Below are 13,611 nucleotides of genomic sequence, written 5' to 3' on the forward strand. Positions count from 1 at the left end.
GCGGATGCAGACCGTCCTGATCACCGGTGCGGCTTCAGGCATCGGACGAGACACCGCACGGCTGTTCGCCGGCGCGGGCTGGCAATGCGTGCTGGTCGACCGCAACGCGCCGGCCTTGCAGCAGCTGGGCCGCAGCCTGCCGGCGCCGGCCTCGGCCCCGCACCGCCTGTGGGCCATCGACCTGACCGACCCGGCGCAGATCGCCGCCTTGGGCGACGACCTGCCCGCGCTCGATGCGATCCTCAACAACGCCGGCATGTCGGATGCCTCCAACACGCCCCTGGCCGACCAGGACGCGGCGCAGATGGCACGCCTGCTCGCGCTCAACCTGGCGGCGCCGGCGGCGGTGGTCGATGCCTGCGGCCCGCGGCTGAAGCCGGGCGCACGGATCGTGAACGTCGCCTCGGGCGCCGGCCTGCATGCCATTCCATGGCGGGGCGCCTACAGCCCGAGCAAGGCGGGACTCATCGCCCAGAGCCTGGCCCTGGCGCAAGCCCGGCCCGACCTCTGCGTGACGGTGCTGGCGCCCGGATTCGTCCGCACCGAACTGGTGGACGGACTGATTCAGGCCGGCCGGCTCCAGCCCGCGGGCGCCTTGGGCAAGATCCCGCTCGGGCGCATGGCCGCGCCCGACGAGATGGCGCAGGCGCTGTACTTCCTGGCCAGCACCGGCGCGGCGCCGTTGCACGGCCAGGTCCTGGCCGTCAATGGCGGCTCGTCGGTCTATGGCGGCAGCCAGCCCTTGCCGCCCGCGACACTGCAGCCGCAGCCGCTGGACACGCCCATGCATCTGGAGGTCTGCGGCGGCGATGGCGACGCCTGGCAGGGCGTCGCACCGACGACCGTCGCGCCGCCGCACTACGCGGCCTGCCTCGACCTGTCGCCGCTGCACGGCGGGTCGGCCGGCGTGCTGCAGGCCGTGCATGCGGCCGCTGCGCGCTTCGCAGCGCGCTACCCGCAGCAGGCCAGCCTGACCCTGCTGCTGCCCGCGGCGCCGGCGCGCCGCTGGCAGGATGCCGGCGATGGCGCCGCGGCCCGCATGCTGGTCTCGACCCTCGCCTGCGAGTGGGGCAGCCGCGCCCTGCGCATCAATGCGCTGGAAGTGCCGGCCGGCGTGCAGCCGCGGTCGCTGCATCCGCTGCTGCGCTTCGTCTGCGGTTCGGCCGCGCAGTACCTGACCGGTCAGACCCTTCGATGCAGCGCGGCCGCGCCGGGGACGCCGCGATGAGCGATGCCGAGCGCGCGCGGATCAAGGCGTTCTTCATGGCCGAGCGCGGCTACTGGCGCCCCTGGACCGAGACCATGCTCGACGCCTGCCCCGGCTTCGTGCAGCACTACGCGCGCTACGCCGGCCATCCCGCCCGCTCGGGGCCACTGACCGAGCGCATGGTGGAGCTGATCTACGTGGCGCTCGACAGCTCGTCGTCGCATCTCTTCGAGGCCGGCCTGCACACCCACATGAAGCGGGCGCTCGAGGTCGGCGCCAGCCGGGCCGACATCTTCGACGTGCTGCACCTGGTGGCCGTGCAGGGCATCGCGCGCGTGGGCCAGGCCACCGACATCCTGGGCGAGTTCATCGACCTGGACGGCGTGCCGGCCATCGACGAAAGGCTCCAGGCCCGCATCGACAGGCTCGGTGCCGCGCACGCCCTCGCCCTGCGCAGCGTGGCGCGCCTCGACCCCGGCTATGCCGAGGTGCTGCTCGACTTCGTCGAGCAAGGCGGCCCCGGCACCGGGCTGAGCCCGGCGGAGCGCAGCCTGGTGCAGCTGGCATTGCACGCGTGCCTCACGGCCTTCGACGCGGATGCAATCCGACGGATCGTGCCCACGGCCCTGTCGCAAGGCCTGGTGGCCGCCGAACTGCTGCAGGCGATCCAGTTGGGCGCGCACCTGGCGGTGCATGGCAGCGCACTGGGCGCCAATGTCTACCGGCAAGTGGCGGGAACGGCTGCAGAGCTGAAAGGCTGAAGAAAAGCCGTCAAGCGCGGCCTTTGTCAGTTCGCCGGCATCGCGTCCAGCCGCCTGGCCGAATCGGCCAAGCCCTCCAGGATGCCGTCCGCAACCCGCGCGGGGAAATCGTCCGGCAAGCTTGCAGTCACTTCCTCGATCACGTCCAGCGTGCGATCGAGGATGTCTTCGATGAGGGCCTCGGCCGTGGGCGCGTAGAAGCACTGGGCCGCCATGGCGTTGAAGTGCCTGCGCTGCACGTCCTTCATGAGGTAGTGCCGGTTCTTGCCCGCGACCGCCATGGCCAGCTTGGCCCTGTGCCAGTTGAACTGGTTGGGCCCCTTGCCGGCCGCGGGCCAGATGGACATGACGTCGTAGAGCGGCGTCATGCGGTACAGGCCGCGGGCGAGCAGGTGGAGACTGAAGTTCTTGGCGTGCCCGTCCGGTGCGGCCAGCATCCAGAAGAGGATCTGGGCGGTGAGCAGCGTGCGCAGGTCGCCTTGGGCGGACTCCGAGTTCCTCAGCACCTGGGCGAGACTCTGCACTCCCGGCCCGCCATCGGCCTCGTACTTGAGATGAGGCGATACGCCGAGGGCCTGGCAGAAGTCTTCCTGGGGCAGTCGCAGGTACCAGGTACCGCTGGCATGCAATTGGCGGTCGAAGCGCTTCACGCTCAGCACGCGCTGGTCGCCGAAGGTCTTGATCTCCGACTCCGCCACCGGGAGGCCGTAGGCCCGAAGGATGGCCAGGCACAGCCACTCGTTCTCGACGGAAGCCTGGAGGTCGACCTTCCTGTTCCCGACCAGGCCGAGCGGGAGCTTGAGGATGTGCGTGGTCGGCGTCGACCCGTGCGGTCGCAGCCACTGGCCGTCGTGCCGCAGCAGCGCGGTCTTCTCCTGGGCGCCCGCCAGCGAGATTCGGAAATCGTCCTCGTCCTCGTCGGCACCGAACGCATCGACAGACACCGACTTCTCGAGCAGCGCCTCGATGTCCTCGTCGTCCAGGGGCGTTCCCTGAATGCGATGGACGGCTTGGGGCGCCTCGTCGTCGGCGAGAAGCTGCACCGCACCCACGCAATCCCGCCCGACGGCCTTCAGCAGGTCGAACGGCTCCAGCGATGCGGTCTTGAATCGGGTCGCGATGCGCTTGCGGAGGATGTCGCTGTCCGGCAGCAGGTTGTCGAAGTAGTTCTCGACGCGGTCGCCCCTGACCGGGCTGGTCCCGTCGACCCCGAAAGGGAGGGACAGGGACAGCGGGCGGCCCACGTCCGAATCCATCCAGCCTTGGTCGTACTTGAGCTCGACGGGGCCGCGTGCGGGAATGCGCCAGGAACCCACCCTGACCCCATTGGCCCACACGGACAGCGCTTGCGCGTGCGTCTTTCTTCCCATGGACCTACCACTCGGCCGCCGCAGAGGGGCCGGCGCGGTCGAGCACCTGGATCCGCAGTTCGTACAGGCCGGTCAGCGCCAGCAGCTGCTCCACCGTCAAGGAGGAAGGATCCGTCTCCAGGACGGACAGCCGGCTCTGGCTGATGCCGACACGCGCGCCGGCCTCGGCTTGCGAGAGCCGCCTGGCTTTTCTTGCGCTTGCCAGGAGATGACCGAGCTGGGTTGGATTGGAGAGGAACTGTTGCATGCTCAATATCCGCTAAGCAGATATCGGCATTTTATTCGTTTTGCACATTAAAGACAAATATTCGTCTGGCGCATTTTTGTGGAGGCACCCGAGGCGCTTTCAGCCGGCGCGTTGCAGCGAGGCCTGAGCTGCGCGCGCCTCGAAAGTACAGGCCGGATGGTGCTGCGCCGCGCATTGAAGCTCGTCGCTTCGCGTCGGGCAGCCGAGCCAAAGGTCCGCCAGGCCGCGCAGCATGCCCTTCACCGCATGGCAGACCGGCTGCTCCGAAGGGCCGAAGGCGTGCGCGAAGGGGCTGTTGTGCACTTCCAGGCGCAGGGTGTCGCCGTCCGCTTCGAAGCGCCAGGTGCCCCAGCCAAGCTGCGGAGATGTGCGCTCGATGATGGCCAGCAGCATGTCGACGTCGCCGCCGCCGTGCGCCAGGTAGGCGCGCGCGCTGTCCGAGCCTTGCTGGTGCACGGCCTGTTCCAGCGCACCCAGCGCGAGTGCGCGGGTCTCCGTCGGCAGCAGGCGAAACATGGTCATCAGTGCATCGGGCCGCAGCAGCAGATAGCGGCGCGATCCGTCGCGCAGCTCGCCCGCGGCATCGTCGAAGACGAGCCGGTCCTTGAACGCCGGCACCGGGTCGCCCGCGTCAGCCATGGTTCAGGAACTCGTCCAGCGTCTTCTCGTTCGGCAGCGCGAAACCGGAGTGCGCCACGCGGCTGGTGACCCCGGCGCCCAGGCGGCGCAGCTTCACGGCCATCTCGGCGGCCTTCAGGACCACGGTCACACCGTTGACGACGGGCGCGCCATCGACATGGGCGCCTGGCGCGCCGAAGAGCATCATGGGAATGCCGCCGGTGGGCACGATGACGTCGGCGCCCGAATCCATCAACCGGCGGGCCTCGCGCACGAACACCTGCTCCAGTTCCGCCTTCTTCTCGGCCGAGGCGAAGGCCTCCATCCAGTCGGCCATCGTGGCGTCGACGGCGCGAATCCCGGCCACCCGCTGCTCCAGGCCGTAGCGCCGCACCTGGTCTGCATGCGTCGGGATGAAGGCGTGGTTGATGGCGAGCAGCCCCAGCTTGCGCCCGAGCGTGCAGGCGTGCAGCAGGCTGGTCTCGCCAAGCCCCAGCACCGGGATGTTCACCGAGGCGCGCGCCTCGTAGAGGCCGACGTCCTGAAAATGGTTCATGAAGAACACGTCGTAGCGCTCTCGCTCGGCGCGGATCGCGTTGCGGATCACCTCGCGCGAAAAGCGAAACTCGGACAGCGCATGCACCGTGGTCACGGAGGGCGTGGTGGTGTGGAACTCCACCTCGAACTCCGGGTCGACGCACGCCTGCATGTGGGGCAGCAACTGCGCCAGATAGGTGCGGTGGCCCGCGTTGTCCGTGGCGCCCTGCGCCCAGATGCGGAACCTGGTCTTGGATGCGTTCATTCAGATCACCTTTCCGGGGTTGAGGATGCCCTTGGGGTCCAGCGCCTGCTTCACGGCGCGCATCGCCGCCAGCTCCGCGGGGCTGCGCGTGTGGCCCAGGACCTTGCGCTTGAGGAGGCCGATGCCGTGCTCGGCGGACACGGCGCCGCGGTAGCGACGCGTCAGGTCGTACACCAGCGCCTCGATCTGCGCCCGGGTCTCCGGCCGGCCGCCGTCGGCATGCGCGATCACGTGCAGGTTGCCGTCGCCGAGGTGGCCGTAGACCAGCGCGGTGCCGCTCGGCCACCGTTCGCGCAGCAGGGCTTCGCACTCCAGCGCGACGCGGCCGATGTCCGCGATCGAGAAGCTCACGTCGAACGCCGCCATGCCGGGCAGCAGCATGGGAAATTCCGCCGTGGCATCGCGCACGGCCCACAACGAGCGGGCGTCGGTGCCGGAGCGCGCCACGGCCGCATCCTCGATCACGCCTTCTTCCAGCATGTGGGCCAGGAACTCGTCGAAGGCCGCCGGATGGTGCACGTCGTCGGCGCCGGCGCTTTCCATCAGCACGTTCATGGCATGTCGGCCCGGCAACGGTGCACGCAGTCCCTTGACCTTTTCCATCATGAAGTCGAGGTAGCTGGGCCACATCACTTCGAAGGCGGACACGCCCCCCGGCAGTTCTGCCTTTGCGCGCTGCAGCAGCGTGGTCACCGCCTGGTAATTCGGCAGGCCGCACCATGCGGTGCACACCGACCGCGGCTGCGGATGCAGCTTGAGCACCACGCGCGTGACGATGCCCAGCGTGCCCTCGGCGCCGGCCAGCAGGTGGCGGAAGTCGTAGCCGGTGTTGTTCTTCACCATCTTGTGCAGGCCGCCGACCACGCTGCCGTCGGCCAGCACCGCCTCGATGCCCAGCACCTGGTCGCGCATGGTGCCGTAGCGGATGACGCGGTTGCCGCCGGCATTGGTGGAGAGGTTGCCGCCGATGGTGCAGCTGCCGCGGGCGCCCAGGTCCAGTGCGAACAGGAATCCGGCGGCCGCCGCGGCTTCCTGCACGGCCTGCAACGTGCAGCCGGCCTGTGCGGTGAGGGTGCCGGAGATCGCATCGACTTCCTCGATCGCGTTCATGCGCTCCAGGCTCACCGCGACCTCGTCCGGGCCGCAGCAGGCGCCGCCGGCAAGACCGGTCAGCCCGCCCTGCGGAACCACCGGCTGCCCGAACTCGTTGCAGATCTGCAGCATGCGCGCCAGCTGCTCGGTGCTGTGCGGCCTCAGCAGGGCGCGCGGCACGCTGGACGGCACACCGCTCCAGTCGCCGTGGCGCCGGTCGGGGATGGCGAGGCCGGTGGCCACGAGATCGGTGCCGAGCGCCTGGACCAGGGCATCGACGGCTTGTTCGGTACGCATGCTGGAGGGTCTTTCGTGTGGAAGGTCAGGACCGGGCCGACTGCATCGCCTGGGCGAAGCCGCGGGCGGCAAGGCCGATGTCATTGGCCACCACGGCCAGCTCGTAGCCCTCGGCGAACGCCTGGCGGGCGGCCTCCGCGTCGGAGGTGAACAGGCCGCAAGGGAGGCCCTGTTGGTGGGCGATATCGCGGATGCGCGCGCAGCAGGCCTTCAATTGCCCGGGGCCGGCCTCGGGCATCGACAGCTGCAGATCGCCGGTGCCGATGAAGATGAAGTCGATGCCCTCGACGGCGCAAATCGCCTCTGCGTTCTGCGCACCCAGCGCGGTTTCGATCATGGCTCCCACAGCGACTTGCTGGTTGGCGGCCAGCATGCTGTCGACGCCGGCCAGCAGCGGCCGCACGCCGCCGCCCGAGCGCCTGCCCTGCGGCGGGTAGCGGCTGGCGCGGGCCAGGACCCGCGCGTCGTCGGCGCTGTCCACCAGCGGCGCCAGGACCGCGGCGACGCCGGCGTCGAGCGCAGCGCCGACGGCCGTCGCCGAGAAATCGGCCGTGCGCGCGATGACGGAAGTGCGCGCCCCTGCAATGCCCGCGGCGGCCTCGAGCGATCCGCGCTCCCACAGGCCGTGCTGCAGGTCGACCACGATGGCGGCTGGCACGGACCGTGCAGCGATCTCGGCCAGTGCGGCGCTGCCGAGGGCCAACCAGATCAGGGGCAGGACGGCGCCACGTTGCAGCCGAGGCTTGAAGGGATGCTGGAACGGCGGTGCTTGCGGGTTCATGGGTAGAGGCGCTCCACCGCTGTTCGCCCCGGCCGCCGCGGCCGGGCGTCGTGGTTAAAGCGGTTGACAACAGTATATTGTTCGTGCCACATTGAAGTCAATGTACTTTAAACCTAAACTAAATCGGGAATCACCGCCGAAGCGAAAGATCGGCCTCTATAGAGGCATGGCCGCATTTTTCGATCAGTCCGGCCATCACTGCTGGCGAGCCGAGCACAAAGAGCAGGTGAAGAATCGGCACCAAACCGTATACGGAAAATAAACGTGGCTCGTTCGACTTCCCCTTCGAAGGAACTTTCCGATGCGCCGCCGCAGAGCCGCCAGAGCCTCAGCGCCATCGCCTACGACGCCCTGCGCAGCCGGCTGCGCACCGGCCTGGTGACACCGGAAGACCGCATGGTGGATCTCGAGATCGCGGCGCAGCTGGGCATGTCGCGCATGCCGGTGCGCGAGGCCCTGCTGCAACTGGTGGCAGAGGGCGTCCTGGTCAGCACCGCGCGCGGCTATCGCATCCCCACACTGGATCCGAAGGACGTGATGGAGGTGTTCGAGCTGCGCAAGCTGCTGGAGCCACGCGCCGCGGCACTCGCCGCCCGCGATCTGTCGCGCGCCGGCATCGCGCAGTTGAGCGCGGCGCTGAGCGAGGCCAAGGCGGCCCGGGCCTCGGAGGATTTCCCGCGCCTGTTCCGCGCCAACGTGGACTTCCGCGAGACCTGGCTGGGCGCCGTGCGCAACAAGCGGCTGGCGGCAGTGATCATGCGCTGCTCCGACCAGGTGTTGACCGTGCGGATGTCCACCTTGCGTGGCCCGGGGATTCATCCGGTCGTGGTCGCCGGGCTGCAGGAACTGCACGCGAGCTTTGCACGCCACGACTCGGTCGGCGCCCACGACAGCATGTTCAGGTTCGTGCTGGCTGCAGAGAGCGCCTACGCAGCCTTGAAGGATGCGAGCGCGACATGAGCTCACTTTCCATCCACTTCATCCGGAAGAGAAACGCACCATGACAGATCTCCAACTTCAGCGCGCATTGCAGAACCCGCTCCGGCGCCAGCTGCTGCTCAGCGCCATGGCCGCCGGTGCGGGCTCGCTCCTGCCATGGCAGACGGCCGGCGCGCAGACTGTCGACAAATCCACCCTGGCGATCGCCTACCCGGTGGACGTGCCGACGTGGGACCCGAACGCGCTGTCCATTCCCAACATCCAGAACCTCTATCAGTCGGTCTTCGATTCACCGCTGCGCTACTCGCCGCAGTTGAAGCTCGAACCGCGCCAGGTGAAGGAGTGGAAGTGGCTCGACAACCGGGCCACCCGCCTCGAGATCACGCTGCGCGACGACATCCTGTTCCACGACGGCACCCGCCTGACGATGGACGACGTCCGCTACAGCCTGGCCGAGCGCGCCAAGGCCGACAAGAAGCTGCTGGTCGGCGGCATGCTCAACACCCTGAGCGACATCGAGGTCAGCTCGCCGACCAAGGGTGTGATGGTGTTCAACCGGTCGACACCGGCCGCTCCGATCTACCTGGCCTTTCTTGCCGTCTACGTGGTGCCCAAGGCCTACATGGAGAAGGTGGGACCTGAAGGCTTCAACGCCAAGCCCATCGGGGCCGGCCCCTACCGGATGGTGGAGCACCAGCGCGGCTCGCGCATCGTGCTGGAGGCTTTCGACAAGTACTGGGGCGGCGTGCCCCCGATCAAGCAGGTGGTGTTCCAGATCGTGCCGGAAGGCTCGGCGCGCGTCGCACTGGCCGAGTCCGGACGGGTCGGCGTCGCCGCCCAACTGCCGATGCGCGAAGTGCAGCGGCTGGCGACGAAGACCGGCATCGTGACCAAGGTCTATCCCGTCTCCGAGGTCTACATGATCCGGATTCCCAACTACGTGAAGCCGATGGACAACGACCACGTGCGTGCGGCCATGCACCTGTCCATCGACAAGGCGGCACTCTCCAAGGCCTTCTACGGCGGCGTCGCCAAGCCCCTGTCGGTCATGACGCCGGAAGGCACGCCCTCCTACGTCCCCGATTTCCACTACCCCTACGACAAGAACAAGGCCATCGACGAACTGAAGGCCGCCGGCTTCAGCACCTCCAACCCGGTGTCCTTCACGCTGCTGTCCACCAATGGCGTGTTCCCGAACGACTACGACATGGCGCGCGCCATTGCCGGCATGTGGAAGGCGGTGGGCATCAACGCCACCATCGAGGAAACCACGCCGGCCAAGCTGGTCGAGGCGGCGCAGAACGGCAAGCTGGCCGGCCCGCTCCTCTACAGCTGGGTCAACAGCACGGGTGACCCGGAGAACTATGCCGGCCGCATCTTCGACCCGCGCTTGCGCTTCTCGACCTGGAAGGACATGGCGCTGGCGCCGCGCATCGATGCGCTGATGACCGAGGTCGACGAGACCAGGCGCATGGCCGGCTACAAGGCCCTGAACGTCGAATCGTCCCAGCAATCGTGGGCCATCCCGCTGCTGCAGGCCGTGGCCACCGTGGCGTATTCGTCGGCGCTGCAGCCCACCCTGTTCGACAACGGCTACATCCTGCCGGCCGACATCAAGTACCGCTGAACCGGCCTCGCCCCCTGACAGACCGCGCGCAGGCCCCACCCCATGTTCCAGATCATTTCCGCGATCGTCCTGCGCCGGCTGCTGCTGGCCATCCCGACCCTGCTGCTGTTGTCGCTGGTGGTTTTCGTCGTGCTGCGCATGCTGCCGGTGGATCCGCTGGCGATGCTGCTGCCTGCATCGGCGACGCCGGCCGATGCGGCGGCGCTGCGCGAGCAGCTCGGATTCGACAAGCCCATCCCGCAGCAGTTCCTGATCTGGCTGTGGCAGGCCCTCAACGGCAACCTGGGCATCTCGATCAACTTCCGCCAGCCGGTCGCCCATCTGATGCTGTCCTCGCTGCCGGCCACGCTGGAGCTGACCTTGGCCGGTCTGCTGCTTGCGCTGCTGATCAGCGTGCCGGGCGGCGTGCTGGCCTATGTGCTCTACCAGCGACGGCGCGAAACCGCCGCGGACCTCGCGGTGGCGCTGATGCAGTCGATCCCGTCCTTCCTCTGGAGCCTGCTGCTGATCCTGGCCTTCGGCGTGCTGTGGCCGGTGCTCCCCTTCAGCGGGCGGGTCGGCGAAGGCGTGGTGCTGCCCGGCATCACCGGCTTCGCCGTCGTCGACCTGCTGCTGGTCGGACGCTTCGACGCCTGGCTCACGGCGCTGTCGCACCTGCTGCTGCCGGCGCTGGCCCTGGCCCTCGGCTTCGCGCCTCTGGTGGTGCGGGTGCTCCGCTCCAGCCTGATCGACGCCGCCACCGAGCCCTATGTGGAAGCGGCGCGACTGCGCGGGCTGTCGGAAGCGCGCATCGTGTGGCGCCACATGCTGAAGAACGCGGCGCTGCCCACGATCACCATGATCGGCGTGCAGTTCGGCTTCCTGTTCGGTGGCGCCTTGCTGGTCGAAATGATCTTCGGCTTCCCTGGCGTGGGCAACCTGATGGTGCAGGCGGTGAAGGGCAACGACCTGCCGCTGATCCAGGGCATCGCCCTGATCTTCTGCGTGCTGATGCTGGCGATCACGGTGATCGTCGACGTGCTGTATGCGGTGCTGAACCCGCGACTGAGAACCCTATGACTGCGACCGCCCTGACGAGCTCCCCGGCCCCGGCCGCCGTCTCCCATCCCGTCATCCGAGGCGCGCTGCGCCAGCTGGGTCGCCAGCCGCGCGTGTGGGTCGGCGGCGGCATCCTGCTGGCCGTACTGTTGATGGCCGTGTTCGCGCCCTGGGTGGCGCCGCACGACCCGCTGGAACAGGACCTGCTGCACATGTTGACGCCGCCGTTCTGGGCCCCGGGCGGCGACGCCGCATTCCCCCTGGGCACGGACGGGCTGGGCCGCTGCGTGCTGTCGCGGGCGATCTATGGCGCGCGCGTGGCCCTGACCGTGGCCATCGTCGCGGCGCTGGGCTCGATGCTGCTGGGAAGCACCTTGGCGATGCTGGGCGGCTACTTCGGCGGCGTGGTGGACCGCGGCATCAGCTACGTGGTGGACTTGTGGATGTCGTTCCCGCCCGTGGTGCTGTCGCTGATTTTGCTGGTCGGCCTCGGCACCGGCGTGGACAAGGTGATCCTGGCGGTGGTGCTGGTCGACTGGACGCGTTTCTGCCGCGTGATCCGCGCCGACGTGCTGGTCACCCGCCGCCGCGACTACGTGCTGGCGGCCCGGCTGTTGGGCTTCGGCCACTTGCGCACCATGCTGCGCGAAGTGCTGCCGGCGGTCGTGCCGCTGATGATCACGCTGTTCTCCATCGAGATGGGCATCGCCATCGTGGTGGAGGCGACGCTGTCCTTCATCGGCCTTTCGGTGCCGGCGCAGGTCACGACCTGGGGCCAGATGCTGGCGGACGGCCGCACCGACATGCAGAGCGCCGCCTGGGTGATGCTGGTGCCGGTCGCCTGCATCATCGTCACCGTGCTGGGCTGCAACCTCTTCGGCGACGGCATCCGCGTCGCGCTGGACCCGCGCCTGCGCCTGCGCAGCGAATGACATGCTCAGCATCTCCAATCTCACATTGACGGCCCGCCTCGGCGGCGCGAAGGTCGACCTGTTGCGCGACATCTCGCTGACGCTCGAACGCGGCAAGGTCCTCGGGCTGGTGGGCGAGTCCGGTGCCGGCAAGAGCATGATCGGCCGCGTGATCGCCGGCCACACCCCGCCCGGCTTCGAGATCACGCGCGGCGACATCCGGTTCGACGGCCTGGATCTGCTGACGCTGGCGCCAAGGACCTGGCGCCACCTGCTGGGGCGGCGCATTGCCTTCGTGCCGCAGGAGCCTCTGACCGCGCTGAACCCGGTCCTGACCATCGCCCAGACCTTCGACGAGCACCTCGCGCACCTGGGACTGCCAACCCGAGGACGCCGGCGCCTGATGCTGCAGCAGCTGGACTCGGTGCATCTGCCGAAGCCGGACGAGCTGGCTGCGCGCTATCCGCACGAACTCTCGGGCGGCCAGTGCCAGCGCGTGCTGATCGCGATGGCTTTCGTCGCCAACCCGGCGCTGATCGTGGCCGACGAGCCGACCACCGCGCTGGACGTCGTCAGCCAGGCCAACGTGCTGCAGCTGCTCGCCGAGCAGAGGCGCATCCACCACACGGCGATGCTGCTGATCACGCACGACCTGCGGCTGGCGGCCCACGTATGCGACGACATCGCCGTGCTCTACGCGGGCGAGCAGGTCGAATACGGACCGGCGCGCGAAGTGCTGCGCCGCTCGCGCCACCACTACACCTGGGCGCTGGACCACGCCACGCCCGACGTGCACGGGCCGCAGCGCCTGCTGCCGACACTCGGCGGCCAGATGCCGGGCGTCGCGGCGCTGGGCGCCATTGCCGGCTGTCGCTTCGCTGCGCGCTGTCCCCGGCAGCAGCCTGCCTGCACGCAGCAGCCGCCCGCCCTGGTCGAGCAGTCCCCCGGACACTGGGTCCGCTGCATCGCGCCGCGGGCCCTTGAGGCGAACCCTGCGTCCGCCGCCGACAGCGGTGCGGCCTGGCGAGCCCCGAGCGGTGACCCCGATGCGCCGCCCCTGGTGGAACTGCAGGACGTGACGCTGCGCTACACCGCGCGCCGGGGCCTGCTGGGCCGGCGCCAGGTACACAACGTCGCGGTCAACCGGCTCTCGCTGAAGGTGCAGCCCGGCGAATTCATCGGCATCGTGGGGGAAAGCGGCAGCGGCAAGAGCTCGGTGGCGCGCCTGATCGTCGGTGCAGAGTCGCTGACCAGCGGCCGGCTCCTGGTGGAAGGGCAGGAACGCGCAGGCACCCGCGCCCTGCGACTCACGCGCGAGCAAGTGCAGATGATCTTCCAGGATCCGCATTCGGCGCTGAACCCGCGCCGCTCGGTATTCCGGCTCCTGACCCAGGCCTACGAGTCCGACCAGATGGCGGAGAAGCTCGAGCGCAAGCCGCGCGAGCAGCATGCCCGCGATCTGCTGCACGACGTCGGATTGCCGGCGGACGCGCTGGCGCGCTTTCCGAGCCAGCTGTCGGGCGGGCAGAAGCAGCGCGTCAACATCGGGCGGGCGTTGTGCGTGATGCCCAGGCTGCTGGTCGCGGACGAAATCGTTTCCGGGCTCGACGTGTCGGTGCAGGCCCAGGTCCTGAATCTGCTGATCGAACTGGGCCGGCGGCACGGCATCGCGCTGGTGCTGATCTCGCACGACCTGTCGGTGGTTCGCTACCTGTGTTCGCGCGTGGTCGTCATGCAGCGCGGCGACGTCGTCGAAGAAGGTCGGACCGAGGCGGTATTCGCCAGCCCGCGGCATCCCTACACGCGTTCGCTGCTGGCCGCCGTGCCGCCGGCGGACCCCTCGATCGCGTGGCCGCCGGCATCGATGACAAGCCAGCCGGGCGCGCATCCGGCGGTCACCGCACGGGCGGCCAACGCCTAG

The 13,611-nt window shown here is 69.0% G+C and carries 13 protein-coding genes; 7 read left to right on the forward strand and 6 right to left on the reverse strand.

What is annotated here, in order from left to right:
- Positions 1–4 precede the first annotated feature (4 nt).
- Both QTI33_RS15495 and QTI33_RS15500 read left to right on the forward strand, forming a co-directional pair.
- Positions 5–1,228 carry an SDR family oxidoreductase gene (locus QTI33_RS15495; protein WP_286506957.1) on the forward strand — a complete coding sequence of 408 codons (1,224 nt, stop codon included), beginning with the start codon at positions 5–7 and terminating at the stop codon, positions 1,226–1,228.
- The gene (locus QTI33_RS15500; protein ID WP_286506958.1) at positions 1,195–1,968 is read left to right on the forward strand and encodes a carboxymuconolactone decarboxylase family protein; all 774 of its coding nucleotides are present in this window, start codon (positions 1,195–1,197) and stop codon (positions 1,966–1,968) included. Before QTI33_RS15495 ends, QTI33_RS15500 begins: the two co-directional genes overlap by 34 nt.
- Positions 1,969–1,994: 26 nt before the next feature.
- Here the strand turns inward: QTI33_RS15500 and QTI33_RS15505 are convergent, their stop codons facing one another.
- From QTI33_RS15505 to QTI33_RS15530, 6 genes are all read right to left on the reverse strand, one after another.
- Positions 1,995–3,338, reverse strand: a complete 1,344-nt coding sequence (locus QTI33_RS15505) for a type II toxin-antitoxin system HipA family toxin (RefSeq protein WP_286506959.1) — start codon at positions 3,336–3,338, stop codon at positions 1,995–1,997.
- A gap of 4 nt (positions 3,339–3,342) precedes the next feature.
- On the reverse strand, positions 3,343–3,585 hold the full coding sequence (locus QTI33_RS15510; RefSeq protein WP_286506960.1) for a helix-turn-helix domain-containing protein: 243 nt from the start codon (positions 3,583–3,585) through the stop codon (positions 3,343–3,345).
- A gap of 99 nt (positions 3,586–3,684) precedes the next feature.
- Complete coding sequence (locus QTI33_RS15515; protein WP_286506961.1) at positions 3,685–4,224, reverse strand: V4R domain-containing protein; 540 nt, start codon at positions 4,222–4,224, stop codon at positions 3,685–3,687.
- Entirely contained in the window at positions 4,217–5,005 is a 789-nt protein-coding gene (locus QTI33_RS15520; protein ID WP_286506963.1) for an aspartate/glutamate racemase family protein, read from the reverse strand. Before QTI33_RS15520 ends, QTI33_RS15515 begins: the two co-directional genes overlap by 8 nt.
- Positions 5,006–6,394: an FAD-binding oxidoreductase gene (locus QTI33_RS15525; RefSeq protein WP_286506964.1), complete on the reverse strand. Its 1,389-nt coding sequence runs from the start codon at positions 6,392–6,394 to the stop codon at positions 5,006–5,008. It lies immediately after the preceding gene.
- Positions 6,395–6,419: 25 nt separating this feature from the next.
- A complete protein-coding gene (locus QTI33_RS15530) occupies positions 6,420–7,175 on the reverse strand; it encodes an HpcH/HpaI aldolase family protein (protein WP_286506965.1) in 756 nt (251 codons plus the stop codon).
- A gap of 264 nt (positions 7,176–7,439) precedes the next feature.
- Here QTI33_RS15530 and QTI33_RS15535 point away from each other — a divergent pair, with 264 nt between their 5' ends.
- Genes QTI33_RS15535 through QTI33_RS15555 form a run of 5 tightly spaced genes read left to right on the forward strand, consistent with a single transcriptional unit; the run spans position 7,440 to position 13,611 of the window.
- Complete coding sequence (locus QTI33_RS15535) at positions 7,440–8,135, forward strand: GntR family transcriptional regulator (protein ID WP_286506966.1); 696 nt, start codon at positions 7,440–7,442, stop codon at positions 8,133–8,135.
- A gap of 40 nt (positions 8,136–8,175) precedes the next feature.
- Positions 8,176–9,741 carry an ABC transporter substrate-binding protein gene (locus tag QTI33_RS15540; protein ID WP_286506967.1) on the forward strand — a complete coding sequence of 522 codons (1,566 nt, stop codon included), beginning with the start codon at positions 8,176–8,178 and terminating at the stop codon, positions 9,739–9,741.
- 42 nt (positions 9,742–9,783) lie between these two features.
- A complete protein-coding gene (locus tag QTI33_RS15545; protein WP_286506968.1) occupies positions 9,784–10,800 on the forward strand; it encodes an ABC transporter permease in 1,017 nt (338 codons plus the stop codon).
- Entirely contained in the window at positions 10,797–11,711 is a 915-nt protein-coding gene (locus QTI33_RS15550) for an ABC transporter permease (RefSeq protein ID WP_286506969.1), read from the forward strand. Before QTI33_RS15545 ends, QTI33_RS15550 begins: the two co-directional genes overlap by 4 nt.
- A 1-nt stretch (position 11,712) precedes the next feature.
- Positions 11,713–13,611 (forward strand): dipeptide ABC transporter ATP-binding protein, encoded by a 1,899-nt coding sequence (locus QTI33_RS15555; protein WP_286506970.1) that lies wholly within the window; start codon positions 11,713–11,715, stop codon positions 13,609–13,611.

This window comes from Variovorax davisae (genome assembly GCF_030316845.1).
Taxonomy (GTDB): domain Bacteria; phylum Pseudomonadota; class Gammaproteobacteria; order Burkholderiales; family Burkholderiaceae_C; genus Variovorax; species Variovorax davisae.